This is a genomic window from Nocardioides luteus, assembly GCF_000960475.2.
Taxonomy (GTDB): domain Bacteria; phylum Actinomycetota; class Actinomycetes; order Propionibacteriales; family Nocardioidaceae; genus Nocardioides; species Nocardioides luteus_A.
In genome coordinates this window covers 58,803-80,119 of record NZ_JZDQ02000010.1, presented here as the reverse complement: position 1 = coordinate 80,119, position 21,317 = coordinate 58,803, and the positions used below count along the sequence as shown (strand labels likewise).

The 21,317-nt window shown below is 71.0% G+C and carries 21 protein-coding genes; 5 read left to right on the top strand and 16 right to left on the bottom strand.

Annotation, left to right across the window (positions count from 1 at the left end):
- Positions 1–133 precede the first annotated feature (133 nt).
- The 3 genes from UG56_RS08865 (at position 134) to UG56_RS08855 (ending at position 4,345) form a co-directional block, all read left to right on the top strand.
- Complete coding sequence (locus UG56_RS08865; protein ID WP_071326970.1) at positions 134–1,075, top strand: GntR family transcriptional regulator; 942 nt, start codon at positions 134–136, stop codon at positions 1,073–1,075.
- Positions 1,072–2,100, top strand: coding sequence for a threonine aldolase family protein (locus UG56_RS08860; RefSeq protein ID WP_045551149.1), 1,029 nt, complete (start codon positions 1,072–1,074; stop codon positions 2,098–2,100). The genes UG56_RS08865 and UG56_RS08860 overlap by 4 nt, the downstream gene beginning before the upstream one ends.
- 61 nt (positions 2,101–2,161) lie before the next feature.
- Complete coding sequence (locus UG56_RS08855) at positions 2,162–4,345, top strand: acyltransferase family protein (protein WP_045551148.1); 2,184 nt, start codon at positions 2,162–2,164, stop codon at positions 4,343–4,345.
- 65 nt (positions 4,346–4,410) lie between these two features.
- On the opposite strand, the gene pheT is transcribed toward UG56_RS08855, so the two are convergent.
- From pheT to UG56_RS08795, 12 genes are all read right to left on the bottom strand, one after another.
- Positions 4,411–6,906, bottom strand: coding sequence for a phenylalanine--tRNA ligase subunit beta (pheT, locus tag UG56_RS08850; RefSeq protein ID WP_071326969.1), 2,496 nt, complete (start codon positions 6,904–6,906; stop codon positions 4,411–4,413).
- Positions 6,903–8,024, bottom strand: a complete 1,122-nt coding sequence (gene pheS / locus UG56_RS08845) for a phenylalanine--tRNA ligase subunit alpha (protein ID WP_045551147.1) — start codon at positions 8,022–8,024, stop codon at positions 6,903–6,905. The genes pheT and pheS overlap by 4 nt, the downstream gene beginning before the upstream one ends.
- Positions 8,025–8,109: 85 nt before the next feature.
- Positions 8,110–9,150 carry a sensor histidine kinase gene (locus UG56_RS08840; protein WP_045551146.1) on the bottom strand — a complete coding sequence of 347 codons (1,041 nt, stop codon included), beginning with the start codon at positions 9,148–9,150 and terminating at the stop codon, positions 8,110–8,112.
- Positions 9,151–9,187: 37 nt separating this feature from the next.
- Positions 9,188–10,390: an oxygenase MpaB family protein gene (locus tag UG56_RS08835; protein ID WP_045551145.1), complete on the bottom strand. Its 1,203-nt coding sequence runs from the start codon at positions 10,388–10,390 to the stop codon at positions 9,188–9,190.
- Between the two features lie 33 nt (positions 10,391–10,423).
- Positions 10,424–11,602: an MFS transporter gene (locus UG56_RS08830; protein ID WP_071326968.1), complete on the bottom strand. Its 1,179-nt coding sequence runs from the start codon at positions 11,600–11,602 to the stop codon at positions 10,424–10,426.
- 13 nt (positions 11,603–11,615) lie between these two features.
- The gene (locus tag UG56_RS08825) at positions 11,616–12,659 is read right to left on the bottom strand and encodes a MerR family transcriptional regulator (protein ID WP_071326967.1); all 1,044 of its coding nucleotides are present in this window, start codon (positions 12,657–12,659) and stop codon (positions 11,616–11,618) included.
- A gap of 34 nt (positions 12,660–12,693) precedes the next feature.
- Positions 12,694–13,035 (bottom strand): iron chaperone, encoded by a 342-nt coding sequence (locus tag UG56_RS08820; RefSeq protein WP_052693876.1) that lies wholly within the window; start codon positions 13,033–13,035, stop codon positions 12,694–12,696.
- 19 nt (positions 13,036–13,054) lie between these two features.
- Positions 13,055–13,828, bottom strand: coding sequence for a TrmH family RNA methyltransferase (locus UG56_RS08815; RefSeq protein ID WP_045550239.1), 774 nt, complete (start codon positions 13,826–13,828; stop codon positions 13,055–13,057).
- Between the two features lie 85 nt (positions 13,829–13,913).
- Complete coding sequence (gene rplT, locus UG56_RS08810) at positions 13,914–14,297, bottom strand: 50S ribosomal protein L20 (protein WP_045550240.1); 384 nt, start codon at positions 14,295–14,297, stop codon at positions 13,914–13,916.
- 44 nt (positions 14,298–14,341) lie between these two features.
- Complete coding sequence (locus UG56_RS08805; protein ID WP_008359371.1) at positions 14,342–14,554, bottom strand: large ribosomal subunit protein bL35; 213 nt, start codon at positions 14,552–14,554, stop codon at positions 14,342–14,344.
- A gap of 67 nt (positions 14,555–14,621) precedes the next feature.
- Complete coding sequence (gene infC / locus UG56_RS08800; protein WP_084100757.1) at positions 14,622–15,365, bottom strand: translation initiation factor IF-3; 744 nt, start codon at positions 15,363–15,365, stop codon at positions 14,622–14,624.
- Between the two features lie 295 nt (positions 15,366–15,660).
- On the bottom strand, positions 15,661–16,155 hold the full coding sequence (locus UG56_RS08795) for an SseB family protein (protein ID WP_045550255.1): 495 nt from the start codon (positions 16,153–16,155) through the stop codon (positions 15,661–15,663).
- Positions 16,156–16,243: 88 nt separating this feature from the next.
- On the opposite strand from UG56_RS08795, the gene UG56_RS08790 reads away from it, so the two are divergent.
- On the top strand, positions 16,244–16,705 hold the full coding sequence (locus tag UG56_RS08790; RefSeq protein WP_071326966.1) for a hypothetical protein: 462 nt from the start codon (positions 16,244–16,246) through the stop codon (positions 16,703–16,705).
- A 44-nt stretch (positions 16,706–16,749) separates the two neighbouring features.
- On the top strand, positions 16,750–17,250 hold the full coding sequence (locus UG56_RS08785; protein WP_045550242.1) for a uridine kinase family protein: 501 nt from the start codon (positions 16,750–16,752) through the stop codon (positions 17,248–17,250).
- On the opposite strand, the gene UG56_RS08780 is transcribed toward UG56_RS08785, so the two are convergent.
- Genes UG56_RS08780 through UG56_RS08765 form a run of 4 tightly spaced genes read right to left on the bottom strand, consistent with a single transcriptional unit; the run spans position 17,247 to position 21,317 of the window.
- Positions 17,247–18,194, bottom strand: coding sequence for a TauD/TfdA dioxygenase family protein (locus tag UG56_RS08780; protein ID WP_084100754.1), 948 nt, complete (start codon positions 18,192–18,194; stop codon positions 17,247–17,249). The genes UG56_RS08785 and UG56_RS08780 overlap by 4 nt on opposite strands.
- Positions 18,195–18,224: 30 nt before the next feature.
- On the bottom strand, positions 18,225–19,127 hold the full coding sequence (locus UG56_RS08775; RefSeq protein WP_045550243.1) for an ABC transporter permease: 903 nt from the start codon (positions 19,125–19,127) through the stop codon (positions 18,225–18,227).
- Positions 19,120–20,361: a quaternary amine ABC transporter ATP-binding protein gene (locus UG56_RS08770; protein WP_045550244.1), complete on the bottom strand. Its 1,242-nt coding sequence runs from the start codon at positions 20,359–20,361 to the stop codon at positions 19,120–19,122. Before UG56_RS08770 ends, UG56_RS08775 begins: the two co-directional genes overlap by 8 nt.
- On the bottom strand, positions 20,361–21,317 hold the full coding sequence (locus UG56_RS08765) for an ABC transporter substrate-binding protein (protein ID WP_177191445.1): 957 nt from the start codon (positions 21,315–21,317) through the stop codon (positions 20,361–20,363). Before UG56_RS08765 ends, UG56_RS08770 begins: the two co-directional genes overlap by 1 nt.

Below are 21,317 nucleotides of genomic sequence, written 5' to 3'. Positions count from 1 at the left end.
ATACGGTGTATATCTGTGTCGGTCAAGACCGTAGCGAATGTGGCTCTGACCTGGCAATACACATATGCATCTGGACTAGCACAGTGAACGTCCAGTTAGAATCTGTCCTAGCACAGAGACGAAGGAGGCCACCGTGGCCGGCTCGACCGAACCGACGTACGTCCGCATCGCCGCCGAGCTGACCCGGCGCATCGACCAGGCCGAGATCGCGCCTGGCGACAAGGTGCCCTCGACCCGCCAGATCGCCCAGGAGTTCGGCGTCGCGCTCGCGACCGCGACGAAGGCGCTCGACGTGCTCCGGGCCGGCGGCCTGGTGATCACCCGCCCCCGCTCCGGCACCGTGGTCGCGCCGCGCGCCGACACCGCACGCGGCCCCGCGGCCACGGCGCTCACCCGCCGTCAGATCCTCGCCGAGGCCGTGGCGATCGCCGATGCCGAGGGACTCGACGCGGTCTCCATGCGTGCGGTGGCCGGACGCTGCGGCGTCGCGCCGATGTCGCTCTACCGCTTCGTGGAGGGCAAGGACGAGCTGGTCGCGGCGATGGCCGACTCGGTCTACGCGGCTTCGCCGTTCGCCCTGGACCCCGACGCGCCGTGGCGCGAGCGGGCCGAGTCGCTCGGCCGCGAGCTGTGGCGGCTCCACCGCGACCACCCGTGGCTGGGCCGCACGCAGCCGCTGACCCGCCCGATGCTGCTGCCCAACCTGCTCCGCTTCGGCGACCGCCTGCTCGGCGCCCTCGAGGGCCTCGGGCTGCCACCGAAGACCCAGTTCGACATGCACGTGCTGCTCTACAACCACGTCGCCGGGCTGGCGGCGAACATCGAGCGCGAGGACGAGGCCATGTCGCTGACCGGTGTCTCGGCCGAGGAGTGGACCGACCGCCAGTACGTGCCCCACTTCGGCAACGACTCCTTCCGGAGCGCCTTCCCGCACATGGCCCGCCTCTTCGGCCCGACCGCCCTGCTCGCCGACGGCTACGACATGGACATCGACGAGCTCTTCGAGCTCGGCTTCGGCCTCCTGCTCGACGGCATCGAGGCGTACGCCCAGCGGCACGCCAGAATGGGGCCGTGACCGTCGAACTACGCTCTGACAACGCCGCCGCCGTCTCCCCCGCGATCCTGGAGGCGATGGCCGCCGTCAACTCCGGCTCCGCGCTCGCCTACGGAGGCGACGAGGTGACCGCCGCGCTCCAGGACCGCGTGCGCGAGGTCTTCGAGCACCCCTCCGCCCGCGTCTTCCCGGTGCTCAGCGGCACCGCGGCCAACGCCCTCTCCCTCTCCGCGATGACCCCGCCCTGGGGCTCGGTGGTGTGCCACGAGACCGCGCACATCATGGGCAGCGAGGGCGGTGCCACCTCCTTCCTCAGCGGCGGCGCGGTGATGACGGGCATCGCGGGCGACGACTACAAGATGGCGCCCGAGGCGCTGCAGGCCCACCTCGACGGCGTACGTTGGGGCGACCCGCACCACTCCCAGCCGGCCGTCCTCTCGCTGACCTCACCGTCCGACTACGGCACGGTCTACTCCGTCGCGGAGATCGCCGAACTCACCGCGATCGCCAAGACCCGCGACCTGCGGGTGCACCTGGACGGGGCCCGCTTCGCGAACGCCGTCGTGGCCACCGGCGCCACCCCGGCCGACCTCAGCTGGCGGGCCGGCGTCGACGTACTCTCGCTGGGCGCGACGAAGAACGGCGCCCTCTCGGCCGAGGCGATCGTCTGCTTCACCGATGCCCCCGCCGACGAGCTCGTCTACCGCACCAAGCGCAGCGGGCACGTCACCTCGAAGATGCGCTACCAGTCGGCCCAGCTGCTGGCCTACCTCACCGACGGCCTCTGGCTCCGCAACGCCCGCAACGCCAACGAGCGGATGGCCGAGCTCGCCGCCGGCCTCCGGGCGGCAGGCGTACGCATCACCAACTCGGTCGACGCCAACCTCGCCTGGGTCGACCTCCCCGAGGAGACGGCCGACCGCCTGGAGGCCGCCGGGGTGCTCTTCCACACCCTCGACGGCCAGGTCCGGTTCGTGACGTCGTGGCAGACCACGGCCGAGGAGATCCGGACCGTCCTGGGCCTCCTCGCCCCCGACCAGAGCTGAGACGTGACCCACCGTCGAAATCTGGGATACGCGGCGGTGGACTCGGTAGCCTCGTCCGCCTATGTCTCATGACCTCCAGGTCCCCCGTCCGGCCCACCACACGACCGATTCGAAACCTCCGGCGAAGCGACTGCGTGGCGACCTCCAGGGCTTACGCGCCATCGCCATCCTGACCGTCCTGGCCGCCCACGCGGGCGTCTCCTGGTTCGCCGGAGGTTTCGTCGGGGTCGACGTCTTCTTCGTCATCTCCGGCTTCCTCATCACCCAGCAGCTCGTCGGTGAGCTCGGCCGCACGGGGCGGGTATCCCTGAGACGGTTCTACGCGCGCAGGGCCCGGCGCATCCTCCCGGCCGCCACCCTCACCCTCGCGGCCACCGTGGTCGCCGCGGTGCTCCTGCTGGGCCCGGCCCAGGTCGCCCCGCTCGCCGTCGACGCCGTGTGGGCCTCCGCGTTCGCCGCCAACATCCGGATGACCATCTCCGGCACCGACTACTTCCAGGCCGAGCTGCCGCCCTCACCGGTCCAGCACTTCTGGTCGCTGGCCGTCGAGGAGCAGTTCTACCTGGTCTGGCCGCTCGTCGCACTGATCTGCGTCGTCCTGGCGACCAGGATCGGCGCGACACGACGTGGCGAGCCAGGATCGGCCCGAGCTCGCCGTCTGCTGCTCGCCGCGATCGCGCTCATCACCGTCGCGAGCCTGGCCTGGTCGGTCGTGCACACCCCCGGGGAGGCCACCGCGGCCTACTTCTCCTCGCTCACCCGTGCCTGGGAGCTCGGGATCGGCGCGGCGCTGGCGATCCTGGTCACCAGCGGCCGGGTGATGCAGCGGCTCGCCGCTGCCCGCTGGGCACGCGAGGTGCTCGTCCTGGCCGGTCTGGCCGCGATCCTCCTCGCCTGCCTCGCCTACGACGACTCCACTCCGTTCCCCGGCTACCACGCCGCCCTTCCGGTCCTCGGCTCCGCGGCCGTCATCCTCGCCGGCGCCCTGCCGTCGGGCGAGACGACGCTCGGTGCCCGCCTGCTGTCGGTGCCGCCGATGCGGGCGATCGGCGACTGGTCCTTCTCGCTCTACCTGTGGCACTGGCCGCTCCTGGTGGTTCCCGAGATCGCCCTCCAGCGTGAGCTCACCTGGCCCGAGCGCGGTCTGGCCGTCGCGGGTGCGTTCGTCCTGGCGTACGTCTCCTTCCGGCTCGTCGAGGCGCCGTTCCGCGAAGGGACGCTCTGGCGGCCGACCCGGCGTGCCCTGACCTTCTACCCGGTCAGCATCGCGCTGGTGGCGGCCATCGCGTTCGGCGGCACCGCCTACGCCGACTTCGAGGCCACCCGCGGCTCCTACCAGCCGGCGGTCACCCTCGCCGACGCGCCCGCGGCCGATCCGTCGCTGGACAGGCGCGAGGCGCTGGTACGGGCCTCCGTGCTCGCCGCGCGCGATGACACCCCGATCCCGACGAAGCTGCGGCCGGCGCTCACCGAGCTCGACTCGCTCAAACCGCACCGGACCCGCTGCGACTACACCGACGACACCGAGCGCGACCTGTGCGTCGACGGCGACCCCGACGGCGAGAAGACGATGGTGGTCTTCGGCAACTCCCACGCCCTGCACTGGGTGCCGACGCTGAACCGGGTCGCGAAGAAGCACGGCTTCCGCGTCTACTTCCTCGTCAAGAACCGCTGCGTCTCCGCCTCGATCACGACCGACCGCGGCGAGGAGAAGGACCCCTACACCGAGTGCGACGACTTCAACCGGTGGGCCTTCAAGCAGTTCAAGCGCATCGACCCCGACCTGACCGTCGTCTCCACCGCACCACCCATCCAGGGCGTGTTCGACAAGGACGGCACCTGGGTCGGCGACACCCGCCGCGTCGACGAGCTGATGCGCCCGGCCTACACCCGCTTCCTGCGCAAGGTGGAGAAGCACACCGGCCGTACGGTGCTGATCCGCGACATCCAGGCCTTCGACTCCAACGCCGGCACCTGCCTGTCCCGGCCCGGCGCCACGCTGGGTGACTGCCTGCTGGGCACGGACGAGGAACGGGAGAGATCGATCGACGTGCAGGTCCGGGCAGCGAAGAAGGTCGGTGTCGACGTCGTCGACATGAGCTCCTACTTCTGCTGGGACGGCTCCTGCCCCGCCGTCGTCGGCGACACGATCACCCACTACGACGACACCCACATGTCGCACCAGTACGCACCCCAGCTCGCTCGGCCGCTGGCCCGCCGGATGGGTCTCAGCGGCCGAGGATAGGAGCGTCGTACGCCAGGAGGGCCGCTCGCGACGACGCGAGCGGCCCTCCTGGGTTCAGACGATCCTCAGCGCTGGACGGCGCCGGTGAGCTCGGCCGCCCTGGCGACCGCGGCGTCGCGTGCGGCCGCGGTCTCCTCGGCCGTCAAGGTGCGGTCGGGAGCGCGGAAGCGCAGCGCGAAGGCGAGCGACTTGTTGCCCTCGCCGACCTGATCGCCCTCGTAGACGTCGAAGAGCCGCACGGTCTCCAGCAGCGGGCCGGCGCCCTCGCGCAGGGCGGCCTCGACGGCCGCCACGGTGACGTCGCTCGACACGATCAGCGCGACGTCCTCCTTCGCGACCGGCATGGTCGAGAAGACCGGGCCGGCAGCGGTGGCGGGCACCTTCGAGATCAGGAAGTCGAGGTCGATCTCGACCGCCGCGGAGCGGGCGGGCAGCCCGAACGCCTTACACACGTTGGGGTGCAGCTCGCCGGCGTGACCGAACTCGACGCCGTCGACGGAGACGACCGCGCAGCGGCCCGGGTGCCACGGCGCCCGCGACGCCGAGGCGACCTCGACCGCGACCCCGAGCTCGGTGCCCAGGCGGCGGACGACGTCGATGGCATCGGCCCACGAGGCGGTCTCGGCGGAGCCCCACCAGCCACCCCGCGTACGCTCCCCGGCGAGCACGACGGCGAGGTGCAGCGGCTGCCGCGGGATCGCGGCGAGAAGCTTCTCGAGCTCCTCCTCGGTCGGACGCCGGTCGACGCCGTAGATCGGCGCGGCCTGGTCCACCGGGAAGGCTACGGTCGCGGTCTCGAAGAGAGCGACCCCGTCCTGGCCCCGGGAGACGTTGCGGGCAGCGACCTTCAGCAACCCCGGCAGCAGCGTCGTGGTGTAGCCCGGCTCCTCGCTGCTGAGCGGGTTGGCCAGCTTGACGGTGTGCCGCAGCACGTCGTCGGCCGGCAGCCCGAGGCGATCGAAGTCGGCCTCGCCCACGAACGGGAAGTCGACGACCTCCACCAGCCCGGCACCGGCGAGCGTGCGCCCGATCCGGCGGCGCAGCTGCTGGGCGCGGGTCAGGCCTCGACCGGTCGCCCGGCGCGGCAGCACCGAGGGGACCTGGTCGTAGCCGACGATCCGGGCGACCTCCTCGACCAGGTCGTAGGGGTCGTTGAGGTCGGTGCGGTAGGTCGGGACGGTCGCGGTGAGCGTGTCGCCCTCGACCTCCACCTGGGCGCCGATCAGCTCCAGGCACTTGACCACGGTGTCGTCACCGAGGTCGATGCCGATGATCCTCGCCGGCAGCGACGTCGGGATGGTGATCGTGGTGAGCGGCTTGCGGGTCTCGGGCGAGGCACCCGGGCCGACCTCGGTCACGCCCGGCTCGGCGACGCCGCCGCCGTACTCCACCAGCAGCTCCACGACGCGGTCGGCGGCGATCGGCGGCAGCAGCGGGTCGACGCCGCGTTCGTTGCGCTTGCCGGCCTCGCTGGTGAGCTTGTGCCGGCGGCCGGTGCGGAACATCGAGCGCGGGTCCCAGTGGGCGACCTCGACGAGCACGTCGGTGGTCGTCTCGGAGATCTCGGTCGAGGCGCCACCCATCACGCCACCGAGCCCGATCGGGCCGGTGTCGTCGCAGACGACGAGGTCCTCGGGGTCGAGCTCGCGCACGGTGTCGTCGAGGGTGGTGAGCTTCTCGCCCTCGTGTGCCCGGCGGACCACGATCGGGCCGGTCAGCTTGGCCCGGTCGTAGGCATGGATCGGGTGACCGAGCTCGAACATCACGTAGTTGGTGATGTCGACGCCGAGCGAGATGGAGCGCACGCCGACCTGCTCGAGGCGCTTCTTGATGAACTCGGGCGTCGGCGCGGTCGGGTCGAACCCGGTGACCGTGCGGGCGACGAAGTAGTCGCAGCCGGACTCGTCCTCGATCCGCACCGGGTAACCGTCGGCGTTGGCGAGCGGAACGTCCCGCTGCGCCGGGTCGTGGAACGGTACGTCGAAGCCCAGCGCCGCGTCCCGCGCGATGCCCCGCATCGAGAGCGCGTAGGCACGGTCCGGGTTGATCTCGAACTCGATGACCTCCTCGCCGAGCCCGAGCACCTCACGGGCGTCGGTGCCGGGCGCGGGGGCGTCGGGCGGCAGCACGATGATGCCGTCGGCCTCCTCCCCCAGCCCGAGCTCACGGGCGGAACAGATCATTCCGGCGCTCATGTGGCCATAGGTCTTCCGTGCCGAGATCTGGAAGTTGCCGGGCAGCACGCCACCGGGCAGGATCACGACGACCTTGTCACCGGGGACGAAGTTGTGCGCTCCGCAGACGATCCCCTGCGGCTCGCCGGTGCCGTTGGCGTCACCGACGTCGACCGAGCACCAGTTGATCGTCTTGCCGTTCTTCTGCGGCTCCTTCTCGGCGGTGAGCACCTGGCCCACCACGAGCGGGCCGTCGATGCCGGCACCGGAGGTCTCGATCGCCTCCAGCTTGAGGCCGAGCGCGGTCAGCCGGTCGGTGATCTCCTCGACGCCGAGATCCTCCGGCAGCGAGACGTACTCCTTGATCCAGGAGAGGGGGGCCTTCACAGTTCGCTCCCGAATGCAGTAGTGAGCCGGACGTCACCCTCGAACAGGGTGCGCAGGTCGGAGAGACCGGTGCGGAACATCAGGGTGCGGTCGATGCCCATCCCGAAGGCGAAGCCGGAGTAGCGCTCCGGGTCGACGCCGCAGGCGATCAGGACGCGCGGGTTCACGATCCCGCAGCCACCCCACTCGATCCAGCCCTCGCCCTTGCAGGTGCGGCAGGTGACGAGCTGACCGTCGCCGGCGTCGACCACCTGTGCGCCACGGCAGACGAAGCAGGTCAGGTCGACCTCGGCCGACGGCTCGGTGAAGGGGAAGTAGGACGGCCGGAACCGGGTCACGATGCCCTCACCGAACATCTGGGTGGCGAAGTGGTCCAGGGTGCCCTTCAGGTTGGCCATCGAGATGCCCTCGTCGATGGCCAGCCCCTCGACCTGGTGGAACATCGGCGAGTGGGTCGCGTCGTACTCGTCGGTGCGGAAGACCCGCCCCGGGCACACCACGTAGATCGGCGCCTCGCGGGTGAGCATCGTCCGCGCCTGGACGGGCGAAGTGTGGGTCCGCAGCACGACGTGGTTCTCGGCGGGCTCGGTCCAGAACGTGTCCTGCATGGTGCGAGCAGGGTGGTCGGGGCCCAGGTTGAGGGCGTCGAAGTTGAGCCACTCGGCCTCGATGAGCGGGCCTTCGGCGACCTCCCAGCCCATCGCCACGAAGATGTCGGCGATGTATTCGGCGCCGGTGGTGAGCGGGTGCCGCCCACCGGCCGGGACCCGGTCGGTCGGGAGCGTCACGTCGACGGTCTCCTCGACCAGCATCCGGGCCTCGTGCTCGGCCTCAAGCACCTTCTGCCGCGCCGCGAGCGCCTGGTTGACCGCGCCACGCGCCTTGCCGACCCGCTGGCCGGCCTCCTTGCGCGCGGCCGGAGGCAGGGCGCCGATCTCGCGGTTGGCCAGGGCCAGCGGCGAACGGTCGCCGGCGTGGTCGAGCCGTGTCTGCTTGAGCTCCTCGAGACTGTTCGCGGCGGCGATGGCCGTCAGCGCTGCATCGCGCGCGGCCTCGACCTCCTCAGCCTTCAAGGGGGTGACCTCTACCGGGTCATAGTCGGTGTTGGGACCGGACATCACTGGCTTTCGTCGCATCGAGTGTGTGAGCGACAGTCTAGGAATCCCTCACCCTCTCGCGCGAACCGGAACGCCCATCAGCGGGTCAGACGGGTGGGTTCCTCGGCCAGCCGACCTCGATCCGGGCCCCGCCCCCGTCGGCGTCGGCGATCACGACCGACCCGCCGTGGGCCTTGGTGAGGCCGCCGACGATGTAGAGCCCGAGGCCGGAGCCGCCGCGGGCGCCGTGCTTCCAGAACTTCGTGAAGACCCGCTGGCGCAGCTCGGCGGGGATGCCCTCGCCGCGGTCCTCGACGACGAGCAGGACCTGGTCGGGGTCGTCCGGCCACGCACCCAGGCTGACCGTGACGACACCGTCGCCGTGGCGTACGGCGTTCTCGACGAGGTTGGTGACGACCTGGGTGAACTTGTCCGGGTCGGCGTGGATCTCCAGCTCGTCCTCGCCGGCGGAGATCTCCAGCTCGATCGGCCGGGAGGTCGCCGAGCGCACCGACTCCACCACGCGGGTGACCAGCACCGTCGCGTCGCTGGCACGGGGGTAGAGCTGCAGCCGACCGGTGTCGATCCGGGCGACGTCGAGGAGCTCGGCGATCAGCCGGGAGAGCCGGTCGGAGTCGGAGGCGACGGTCCGCAGCATCAGCTTCTTCTGGTCGTCGTTGAGCCTGTCCCACCGGTTCAGGAGCGCCTGCACGAACCCCTTGACCCCGGTCAGCGGCGAGCGCAGCTCGTGGGCGACGGTCGCGACCAGGTCGGAGCGCTCCCGGTCCAGGCGCTTGCGGCCACGGCCCGAGCGCAGCGAGATCGAGACCTGGTCGACCGCGGCGTCCGGCGACGGGCGCCGGATGGTGGAGACGACCAGCACCTCGGTGCCGTCGGGCAGCAGCCAGGCCTGCTCCGGCGTACCGGTGACGGTCCGCAGGGTGTCGTAGGGCCGGTTGGCCTCGGCCCAGGTCTGCCCTTCGGTGTTGCTCAGCGTGAGTACGTCGCCCAGCGGCCGCCCCAGGCTCGCGTCGGGGTCCACGCCGAGCATCCGCCCGGCCAGGGCCGAGACGAGGACGACCTCGCCGTCCGCGTCGGCGACGACGACACCGTCGGGCAGGGCATCGGCGAGTTCACGGGCGTCCACGCCGACACCCTAGACCGACCGTGCCGGTCTGGAGCCGCTACTCGGGCCGATTGCTCAACGGCAGCGTGATCGGTGCCGGGTCGCCGGGCGAGAAGTAGATCTTGATGAAGGTGTGCACCGCCTCGGGAAGCAGGTTGGAGACGAGCGGGATGTCGGGGACCGTGCTCTGATAGGACCGGACCAGCAGCGGCACGGCGTTGGCCCACACCGGCGCGAGCACCGGGTCCTTGTCGAAGGCGATCATGTCGGCGTACCTGTCCCCGATCACGTAGCGCCCCAGCGACTCCAGCTCGTGGCGCAGCAGCGGGTTGCCCTCCCCGATCACCGCATCGAGCAGGGCTTGGGCGAGCTCGACGCCCTCGCGGGTGCCTCCGGTGGCGGGCCCCATCACCTGGTCGTACTGCGCGTACGCCGCCTCCCAGTCCTTCGGCAGGTACTGCTCCTGAACGCCGAGCAGGTGCAGGTCGACGTTCCAGGCGTGCAGGAACGCGTCGGCGAGCTCCTTGCTCGGCGCGATGTCCCACTCGGTGAACTTCTTCATCACCCAGGTGCCGAGACTGTGGAAGGTGACCAGGATGTCGGCCTGGCTGATCGGGACCTTCTGGCCGGCGCCGACGCTCGACCAGTGGGGCGACTGCGGCAGCAGGTGGCGCACGGCGGCGTGGACCATCCGGGTCTTGACCGAGTCGACCATCAGGCGGCCGGTCGCGGTCCAGCCCTGGGCGTCCATCACGTCGTAGCCGAGCACCGTCGTCTTGGCGATCCGCTCGCGCATGTTCGCGCCGCCGTAGGAGTAGTAGACCGCCCACGCCTCACGCTTGATCGCGCAGCTGATCAGGCCGCTGCCGAGGGTGTAGAGGAGCGCGAGGAAGAAGCCGTACTCCTCCTCGTTGAACGTTCCGGCCAGCTTCAGCTTCCCCTGGTCGGCCCAGGCCGGGAGGCGCCTCGCCTCCTCGATGAAGTCCTCGAGGTAGCCGGGCAGGCCCGCTGGCACCGGCTGGTCGTTGGTGGTCCAGCCCTTCAGGATCTCGTTCACCTCGGCGACCCTGTCGAGGCCCTCGCCGTAGAGGCGCTCGATCACCGGGTCGGCCCGCACGTCCCAGACGTACTCGGGATCGAGCCCGTCGCCGGTGCCCGCGATCGACGCGCTCGGCGCCCACGTCCACAGCGGGAAGGTCGCGCCCGCGGCCGCCGCCGCGCCGCCCGAGGCCAGCAGCCGTCGTCTGCTCACGTTGGTCATACCCACGAGTGAAACAGATTTACCTTCTCTGTATCAGACCCTCTGGGGTATCGACTCCGGCAGCCGGGCGACCCGGGCGGCCGCCGGCACGGTGGTCAGCAGGAGCGCACCGACCGCGGCAAGAGCCAGCCGTACGTCGACCCCGGCAGCCGCACCCAGCAGCGGTGTCGCGACCAGGACCGGGCCGGTCTGGGCCAGCTGGGTCAGGCTCGAGAACCGGGCGAGCATCTCCGGCGGCGTACGGGCGACGTAGGCCGGGATGAGGTAGCTGGTCAGCATGGTGGTGCCCACGCCGACCAGGCCGATCGCGACGACCCCCACCCAGACCTCCGTACGCAGCGCCAGCAGCACCACGCCGGCGACCGCCAGCACCGGCCCGGCGACCGCGACCGGCGCACGCGGCGCGCCCCGGCGGGCGACGAGGAGGGTCATCACCAGTCCCCCGGCCACCCAGGCGCCGGAGACCAGGCCGGTCTCGGCCGCGCTCCAGCCGCGCTCGCGGCCGGCGAGCGGCAGGGCGAGCATGACCAGCGGCAGGACCGACGCGGCGAGGCCGGTGATGGCGACCAGGACCGGGACGACCCCGGGGGTGCGCCGGGCTGCCTTCGCGCCATCGACCAGGCTGCGCCAGACCGAGCCCTGGCCGGGCTCCGGGACCGGCTCGTGCGGTGGGCGGACCAGTAGCAGCGCACCCAGCACCGCGGCGTAGGTGGCCGCGTCCAGACCGGCGGTCAGCGGCAGGCCGCCGTGGCCGAGCAGGAAGCCGCCGGCCGCGGGGCCGGCGGTGCGGGCGATCTGATGGGCCGAGCCGACCAGCGCCATCCGCCGGTCGAGGTCCTCGGCTCCGAACAGCCGCGGGAAGACCCCCTCTGCCGGTCGGCGCAGCGCCTGGATGGTGCCCGAGAGGGCACCGACGGCGACCAGCATCCACAGATCGGCACCGCCGATCGCGCCGAGCGCGAAGGCGGCCATGACCAGCACCATCGCGGCGTCGCACGCGGCCATCGTCCGGCGGATCCCGACCCGGTCGGCCAGCACTCCCCCGGCGAGCACCAGCACCGCGAGCGGGATGCCCTCGATGGTCAGCACCAGACTCGCCGCGTCGGCGCCGAAGCCCGCTGCCGCCCAGCCGAGCGCGAAGAAGGTCACCGAGTCGCCGAAGACCGAGGCGGTCGACGCTGCCAGCCAGGGGCGGAACCCCCGGCCTGTCATCGCTGCCACGCGCTCAGCCCTCGGGGTGCTGGCGCACGGGCATGACCAGCGCGGTGAACCCGGGCTGGTAGGGCGAGGTGATCACCACCGGCCGGTCCGGCGCGGTCACGCCCAGCTGCACCTCCTCGCCCAGGCACGCTGCCAGGGCGCGGCCGAAGAGGGCCGTGCCCAGCCGGAGCCGGACCGGCGGGCCGGTCACCACGCCGCGTACGTCGCTCTGCTCGGCGGTGTGCGGCGAGCGGAGCCGCGCCTGGTCGCCGAGGAAGAGGTCGACCTCGGCGTAGCCGGCCGCGTCGAGGCCGGCGAGCAGGTCTGCCTTGGCGAGCACCGCGTGGGTGCCGGCCGGCTCCAGCCCGGCCAGCACGAGGCGATGAGCCGGGTAGGTGGCATCGCGACCCAGCGACTGGCCCGCGAGGGTCAGGGTGCCGTCGGAGATGCGCAGCTCGGCGGTCCTGATCGCGTCGAGACGGTCGGCCAGCGCGGCCGCATCGGGCAGGGACAGCACAGCCCGCCCGCCGTCGCCCTCGGCGGCAGCGGGCAGCTCCCGCACCGCCATCCAGTAGCGGTTGGTGGCGACCACGTCCACCCCGGCGCCATCGACGTCGACCAGGACGGAGGCGAGCTCGGAGGCGGGATCGGACTCGGCCGCGTGCCGCACCTGCCGGATCGCCGCGGCCAGCACGGGACCGGGGAGCTCGGCGACCGCCGGCCTCGCGGCCGGGCCCGCGTCGACGGCGGCCAGCACGCCGCGTACGGCCTCGGAGGCCCGCGCCGTGCGGGCGCTCTGGTCCTCGAGGAACCCGGCCAGCGCCGTCCGTGCCTCTCCGGCCGGCGAGTCGAGCACCACGCGCATGGTCTCGATCGGCACCCCGGCCTCGCGCATCCCGACGATCAGCCGGGCCCGCTCGGCGAGCTCGGGCGTGTAGTAGCGGTATCCAGTCCCGGCGTCGACCTCGGCCGGCACCAGCAGCCCGCACTCGTCGTAGTGGCGCAGGGCGCTCGCGGTCAGGCCCACGGCACGCGCGAACGCGCCGATCGTCAGCAGTGGCTCGTCCATGCCCGCAACCATCGGCCTTCAGGTGAGATGAAGGTCAAGCGATCTGAGCCGCACGCAGGCGGACGAGCTCGAGGAAGGCGTCGTCGGGCAGCGGACGCTCGACGGTGCAGTAGAGCGAGCCACCGCCCTCGGAGACCTCGAAGTCGCCGGCGACCTGGGCGTTCAGGCTGCCGCTGAACGGGATCACCGACAGGCCGGCCCTGGTCGCCATCACCGAGACCAGCCCCTTGCCACGCAGCGTGTAGCACGCCATCGCGTACTTCCTGCCGGGGACGGCCTCCGGGAACAGCTCGAGCACGAGGTCGTAGTAGTGCTCGATCAAGGCCCGCTTCGCCGGCTCGACGCCGGCGAGATAGTCCATCACGGGGTCACTCACGATCCCACTCTAGGCGGGTTCAGCGCTGGGCGCGGGCGCTCGCGTAGAGGCAGAGCGCCGCGGCGGTGGAGAGGTTGAGCGACTCGGCCCTGCCGAAGATCGGGATGCTCACGATCTCGTCGGCCTCGGCGGCCAGCTGCGGCGGAAGTCCCCAGGCCTCGTTGCCCATCAGCCAGGCCGTCGGCCGGGCCAGGAGCGCGTCGGCGGCGAACAGGTCCGCGGTGCCGTGCATGTCGGCGGCGAGGACGGTCAGCCCGGCTGCCTTCGCGGCCTTCACCGCGACCAGCGGGTCGCGCTCGATGGCGACCGGGAGGTGGAAGGCGGAGCCGACCGAGGCGCGGACGGTCTTGGGGTTGTAGAGGTCGACCGAGTCGCCGGCCAGGATCACCCCGGACGCACCGGCGGCGTCGGCGCAGCGGATGACCGTGCCGGCGTTGCCGGGATCGCGTACGTCCGCACAGATCACCACGAGCGGGCCGGCGATGTCGGCGAGCGGGACGTCGAGGAACCGGCACAGCGCCACCACGCCGGCGGGAGTCACGGAGTCGGACAGGCCTGCCATGGCCCGGTCGTCGACGAGCGTCACCTGCTGATCGGCCAGCAGCGAGGCGTACGTCTCGGCCCCGGCCTCCGTCGCGAAGATCTCCTGCACGCAGCCCTCGACGCCGAGGGCACCCTCGACGGCCTTGGGCCCGTCGGCGAGGAACTGCCGGCGCTCGGCCCGGACGGCTCGGCGGGCGAGCTTCCGGATCTCCTTGAGGCGGGCGTTGGCAGCAGAGAGAATCACACTCACCCCGTGATCAAGTAGGTGGACAAACAGAACGTGGGAGTCCCAGTGTCACCAGGTGACACCAAGACTCCCACGATCGGAGTCGGACTCAGGCGTTCGCCGGGGCGTTGACGTCCTCCGGCAGCGCAGCCTTGGCCTGGGCGACGAGCGCGTTGAACGCGGCCACGTCGTTGACGGCGAGCTCGGCGAGGATCTTGCGGTCGACCTCGATGCCGGCCAGGTTGAGACCCTGGATGAAGCGGTTGTAGGTCATGCCCTCGGCGCGCGCCGCGGCGTTGATCCGCTGGATCCACAGACGACGGAAGTTGCCCTTGTTCTTGCGGCGGTCGTTGTAGGAGTAGACCAGCGAGTGGGTGACCTGCTCCTTCGCCTTGCGGTAGAGGCGCGAGCGCTGGCCCCGGTAACCGGAGGCCCGCTCGAGGGTGGTGCGACGCTTCTTCGCAGCGTTCACTGCGCGCTTGACGCGTGCCATTTCAGTGCTCCTTGAATGCTAGGGGAAAGTTTCGGGTTGATCGCTCAGCGACCGAGCAGCTTCTTCGCGCGCTTGACGTCGGCGGGGGCGAGCTCCACCAGACCAGCGTTGCGACGGTGCTTCTTGCGCGAGCCGGTGGTCGGCGCAGAGGCGAACGCAGCGCCGGACTTGCGGCCGGCCTGCAGGCGCTGGATCTTCCCGGAACCGGTCACCTTGAAGCGCTTCTTGGAACCGGAGTGGGTCTTGTTCTTCGGCATAGTTCTTCCTTCTCTCGTCGTCCGGCCGGTCACGGGGCGCCGCGGCGGCGGAAGTCAGTGGATCGACTCAGAGGTCGATGTCGGGGTCGAGGTTCTCCGAGCGACGCTTGACCTTGGGGGTCGAGGTCGGACGGGCGGCGTTCGCGGCCGTACGCTCCGCCTTCTCGGCGGCCTCGTCGGCGGCACGCTCGGCGGCCTTCTCCTCCTTGGCCGTCTTCGCCTCCACCTTGGCGTCGGCCTTCTTCTTGTGAGGGCCGAGCACCATGATCATGTTGCGGCCGTCCTGCTTCGGCGAGGACTCGACGAAGCCCAGCTCCGCGACGTCGTCGGCCAGCTGCTGCAGCAGGCGGAAGCCGAGCTCGGGACGGTGCTGCTCACGACCACGGAACATGATCGTGATCTTGACCTTGTCCCCAGCGTTGAGGAACCGCACGACGTGACCCTTCTTGGTCTCGTAGTCGTGCTTGTCGATCTTCGGACGAAGCTTCATCTCCTTGATGATCACGTTCGTCTGGTTTCGACGGGCTTCACGGGCCTTCTGGGCGTTCTCGTACTTGAACTTCCCGTAGTCCATGAGCTTGCAGACCGGCGGCTTGCCCTGCGGGGCGATCTCGACGAGGTCGAGGTCGGCCTCCTGGGCCAGGCGCAGCGCGTCAGGGGTCGGCACGATGCCGACCGTCTCTCCGTTGGGACCAACGAGGCGGACCTCGGGAACCCGGATCCGGTCGTTGATACGAAGCTCAGTGCTGATGTGTCCTCCAGTTGTTGTGGCTTGCGGAGGCTCAGATCTCGTTGTCCGGGCCGCGTGCACGGGCGGTCCGGAAATCGAAAAAGGCTTCCGCTGCAATGTCACAAGCGGAAGCCAGTCATAACGCTCACCCCCACAGGGGCTCGCACCACCGAGTCCACTGCCCCAGAGAATTCCTGGAACACTGTCTTCGGGACCGGACCCGACGACCTTTGATGCTCGCGGTCGATGCGGGTGGGAGAACGCTGTCGTGAACTCCGCTTGTTGGATCGAACCGACGGCGTACGTCGGCTGATCGGTCAACACGGAACACTACTGCAACATTCCCCGGTGTGCCCAATCCCGGTCGCGCACAGCCTCAGGGGCGCACCCAGGCCGTACGCGGCCCGACGGTCGCCAGCTGCCAGCCCTCGGCGACCTTGTGCAGGTCGTCGCCCTCGATGGCGAACGGCACCGGGCCGGCCAGATCGAGCACCAGCGCGTCGGCGCCGTCATGGACCGCGGCCTGGGCGGCGTCGCGCAGCGAGACCGGCACCGGGCGGGCGTCGGCCTGCCACGCCTGCAGCGGCGCGGTGCCGGTGAACCCGAGCAGCGCCTGCCGGCCGTCGGCACCGGTGAGCAGCACGGTGGCCATGTCGGAGGTCTTGTCGTGGGCCAGGCCGGCCTCGTCGACCTCGACCTCTCCCAGCACCGCGACGACCGGGACGAGCACCCGGGCGGAGGCGAGCGTGCTGAGCACGTCGGCGTGGGTGGCCTGGCCGGTGGCGTACGACCTCATCACGGACGCGACCTCGGGGCTGGTCTCGCCGGTGTCGCCGGGAAAGGCCGAGCCGAGGAGTCGCTTGTCGTTCATCGACACCATTGAACCCCAGCCGAAGATCAGGGCCGATATCGGGGACAGTCCGGGTGCCGAGTCACCGCCGCTGTGGGAGTCTGGAGGCATGGACCAAGGCGCCTACCTCGCACTTGCCGCCGCGCTCACCGTGCTGGGCGCGATCTGGACCTGGGTCGCGTTCCGACGGCGCGGTCTCGGCGCCGGTGTGAAGGCGCTCGGATGGACGCTGCTCGCCCCGGCGGCCTATCTCACCGGGCTGCTGCGGGCCGGCGGGCGGATCGTCGACGCCATCGCCGACTGGGCCGCGCGCCTCGTCTTCAGCCCGACCGTATGGGTCGGTTTCGGCATCGCCGCGCTCGCGATCGTGCTGATCTTCCTGGCCCGGGTCCTGCCCACCAAGGAGCGGCCGCGCCGCGCCGCGCGGAAGGCGGCCGGCGCCGCACCTGCAGGCGCTGCCGGACCGGCCTCGGTCGCGGCTCCGAGGACGGCCAAGGGCCCGGTGATCGACGACGATGACGACGACATGGCCGACGTCAACGACATCTTGAAGAAGTACGGCATCTCCTGACCTCGACCGACTCTCCCGCTGCCGCCGATCTCCTCACGATCGCGATGAGCCGCCCGGCCACCCTCGGCCCCGGGCGGCTGATCTGCATCGACGGCCCCGCCGGCTCCGGGAAGACGACGCTGGCCACCGCCCTGGCCGAGATGACCCAGGCACCGGTGATCCACATGGACGACCTGTACGCCGGCTGGGACGGCCTCGCCGCCGGCATCGCCCAGCTCGAGACGGTCCTGCTCCCGCTCGTCGAAGGCGCCGCGGGCTCCTACCGCCGCTACGACTGGCACCTGCGTACGTTCGCCGAGACCGTCCTGGTCCCGCCGAGCCCGCTGCTGGTGATCGAGGGCGTGGGCAGCGGGGCTGCGGCGTACGACGGCTTCCGCACCGCGCTGGCCTGGGTCGATGCCCCGGAGGAGCTGCGCAAGCAGCGCGGCCTCGACCGCGACGGCGACACCTTCGCGCCCCACTGGGACGCGTGGGCGGCCGCCGAGGCCGAGCACTTCGCCGCGAACCTCACCGCGGCCCGCGCCGACATCGTGGTGGCGACCTAGGAGATCAGCTCGTCCAGCCGGCTGTAGGCGCGCGCGTCGCCCTGGAGGACCTCCGAACGCCGCCCGTCGACCGAGACCGGTACGTCACCCGCGACCGTGACCCGGCGCATCTCGCGGGGGTGGTGGTCGAAGTCGGCGACCGCGTAGTGCTGGGTGGCGCGGTTGTCCCACATCGCCACGTCGCCCGGCTGCCAGGCCCAGCGGATGGTGTTCTCGAGCTTGGTGACCCGGTCCTGGAGCAGGTTGAAGAGCTGGATCGACTCGGTCGAGGTGAGCCCGTCGAACTCCTTCACGAACGACCCGAGGACCAGCGACCGCTCCCCCGTCTCGGGGTGGACGCGGACGACCGGGTGCCGGGTCTCGAAGTGGATCGAGGCGAAGTCGTCGCGGGTGTAGTTGGCGTCGGGCTGCTCGTGCTCCTCGTCCCGCTGGGCGTAGTCGTAGGAGTTGGTGTGGACCGCCCACAGCGCGTCGGCCAGCGCCTTCAGCGGCGCCGGGAGCCGGTCGTAGGCGGCCGCGGTGTTGGCCCAGATCGTGGTGCCGCCGTAGGGCGGCAGGGTCACCGCGCGCAGCACCGAGATCGCCGGCACCCGGTCGACGAAGGTGACGTCGGTGTGCCAGGCGTTGGCCGCCATGCCGGCGTTGGCGGTGACCCGCAGCACGCGGCCCGAGCCGGTGTCGACCGTCGGGTGCGCGGTCGTCAGCTCACCGAACCGGGCCGCGAAGGCGCTCTGCTCCTCGTCGGTGAGCCCGTCCTGGGCCCGGAAAAAGAGCACCTTGTGGCGCAGCAGGGCGGTGCGTACGTCCTGGATCTGGGTGTCGTCGGCCTCGGCCAGGCGCAGGCCCTCGATGACGGCGCCGATCCGGGCGCCGGCGCGGCGGATCCGGAGACCCGAGGGCGTCTCGACGACGTCCGCGGGGCGGTGCAGCTCGGTGATGGTCACGTTCGTTCTCCTCCGATCAGGGGTGCGGGGTCAGGCGGGGGTGAGCTCGGGCTCGGGGGTCGCGACGTGGGCGCCGCGGCCCCGCTTCGGCCACCAGGACGGCACCAGGCCACGCTGGCCACCGAGCGCGGCCGAGACCCGGTCGAGGTAGATCGCGATCACGACGACCGCGAGACCGCCTTCGATCGAGGCTCCGATCTGCAGCCCCTGGACGGCGTTGACGACGACGCCGCCGAGGCCGGAGCCGCCGACCAGGCCGGCCACCACGACCATCGAGAGCGCCAGCATGATGACCTGGTTGACGCCGGTCATGATCGACTCCCTGGCCAGCGGGAGCTGCACCTCGCGCAGGATCTCCCAGCGGCCCGCGCCGAAGGCGGCGGCGGCCTCGACGGTCTCGGCGTCGACCTGGTTGATCCCCAGCTGGGTGAGCCGGACCGCGGGTGGCAGCGCGAAGACGATCGTCGCGACCAGGCCTGGCGCGTCCCCGACGCCGAAGAAGAGGATCGTCGGCAGCAGGTAGACGAAGACGGGCAGCGTCTGCATCAGGTCCAGCACCGGCCGCAGGGCCGCCCGGAGGGGTGGCGAGAAGGCCGACCAGATGCCGAGCGGGATGCCGATCACCAGCGCCACGAGCGTCGCGACGAGCACCGAGGTGGTGGTCTGCATCGTCTCGTACCACAGGTCCATCGACTCGATCAGGAGCAGCCCGACGGTCAGCACCAGGGTGAGGACGACCTGGCGGGTCACCAGGAGCGCGATCACGGCGAGCACGATGATCATCGCGATCGGCGGCAGGCCGCCGAGCACGTTGTAGACCATCCGGAGCAGGAAGTTGAGCGCCTCCTTGATGCCGTCGAAGAGCGGACCGAGGTTGTCGGTGAGGAAGGTGATGACGTCCTCACCGAGGTCGCCTATGTGAAGATCAGGCATGGGCCACCTCCTTGGTCTCGGCGCTCGCGCCGTTGGCGGTGGACAGGGCGGAGAGGATCGCGGCCCGCGGCACGACCCCGACGATCCGGCCGTCGTCGTCGAGCACGGTCACCGGCACCACCTGGCGTCCGGCGAGCTGCATGAAGTCACCGACGACGTCGTCGGGCCCCACCTGCTCATAGGGCTCGCCGAGCGCCTCGCGCAGGCTCTCGCCGCTGCTGAGGTCGGCGACCCTGTCGGCGGTCACGACACCGAGCAGCCGGTCCTCGGCGTCGGTCACGAAGGCACCGGTGACCTCGTTCTCGCCGAGCCTGGTGAGCGCGTCCGCGCGACTGGTCTCCTCGTCGAGGACGAGGCGCGGCGGCCGCACCAGGTCGCCGGCGCTGAGCACCCGGGCCCGGTCGACGTCGGCGACGAACTCGCTGACGTACTCGTCGGCCGGGTGGGCCACGATCTCGGGTCCCGGGGCGACCTGGACGGACCGGCCGTCGCGCATCACCATCACCCGGTCGCCGATCCGCATCGCCTCGTTGAGGTCGTGGGTGACGAAGACGGTGGTGCGCTGGTCCTGGGCCTGGAGCTCGACGAGCAGGTCCTGCATGTCCCGGCGGATCAGCGGGTCCAGCGCCGAGAACGGCTCGTCCATCAGCAGGATCGGCGGGTCCACGGCCAGCGCGCGGGCCAGGCCGACCCGCTGCCGCATGCCGCCCGAGAGCTCGTGCGGCAGCTTGTCGCCGCGCCCGCCCAGGCCGACCCGCTCGAGGGCGGCGTCGGCCTTCTCCAGACGCTCGGACCTCGTGGTGCCGCGTACCTTCAGGCCGTACGCCGCGTTCTCCCGCACCGTCCGGTGGGGGAACAGCGAGAAGTGCTGGAAGACCATCCCGATGCCGTTGTTGCGCAGCTGGCGCAGTCGCTGGTCGGAGACCTGGGTGATGTCCTCGCCGTCGATGAGCAGCTCGCCGGCACTGGGCTCGTTGAGGCGGTTGATCATCCGTAGCACGGTCGACTTGCCCGACCCGGAGAGCCCCATGACGACGAACATCTCGCCCTTGGCGATCTCGAAGTCGATGTCGTGGGCGCCGAGGTAGCCGCCCGCGGCCGCTGCCGCCGCGCGCGGGTCGTCGGCGGCCAGTGCCTTCTCGGTCTGTCTACGGCCGAGGCCGTAGACCTTGCTCAGGCCTCGCCCGACGATCGCGGGCCGGGTCTCGTTCGTCTCTGTGTCGGTCTGGCTCATCAGATCTCCGCCTTCTCGCCGTCGGCGTCCTCGACCCCGTCGAGGAACCGCGCGACCTTCTCGGGGTTGTCGTCGATCCACGCCGAGGCGATGTCGGCGAGCTCCTTCCCGGACTTGTCGTGGTCGTAGTAGAACTGCCCGGCCTCGTCGGTGCTGAAGCTCAGGTTGGAGAGGAACTCGGCGATCTCGGGGTTGTCGTCCTCGAACCCCTTGCGGGTGACGGTGCGGATCTCGCCGGCGCCGCCCCAGACCTTGTCGGGGTCCTCGAGGAAGACGGCGTCGAACTGCACCGTCATCCAGTGCGGGCTCCAGCCGAGGAACACGATCGGCTGCCCCGCCTTCTGCGACTTCTCGACCTGGGCGAGCATCGCCGGGGTGCCGCTGGCGACGAGCTTCCAGTCGCCCAGGCCGTACGCGTCCTCGTCGATCGCCTTCTGGATCGTCTCGTTGCCCGGGGAGCCGGCCTCGATGCCGTAGATCTTCCTGCCGAACTTCGCGGCGTTGGCGTCGAGGTCGGCGAGCGACTCGATCCCGAGCTTCTCGGCGACGTCGCCGGGGACGGCCGGGGCGTACTCGGTGCCCTTCACGATCGTGGAGAGCACCTCGACGTCGCCGGAGTCGATCGGGTCGCCGAAGCTGGGCTCCTGGGAGGGCCACCAGTTGCCGAGGTAGGCGTCGATCTGACCCGAGGAGACCGCGGTCGCCGCGTTCTCGACGGAGAGGTTCTTCTTGATGCTCGCGTCGTAGCCGAGCTCCTGGAGGATCTGGACCGCGATCTCGTTCTCGACCTGGAGGTCGACCCAGGGCTGCTCGGCGAGGACGACGGAGTCCGCGGCTCCACCGGAGTCGCTCTGGGCGAAGCCGTCACGCTCGCTCGCGGTCGTGCAGGCGGTCAGGGTGCCTGCCGTCGCCGCAAGGGCGAGTACGGCCACGGCAAGGCGTGGGGGGCGGCGCAT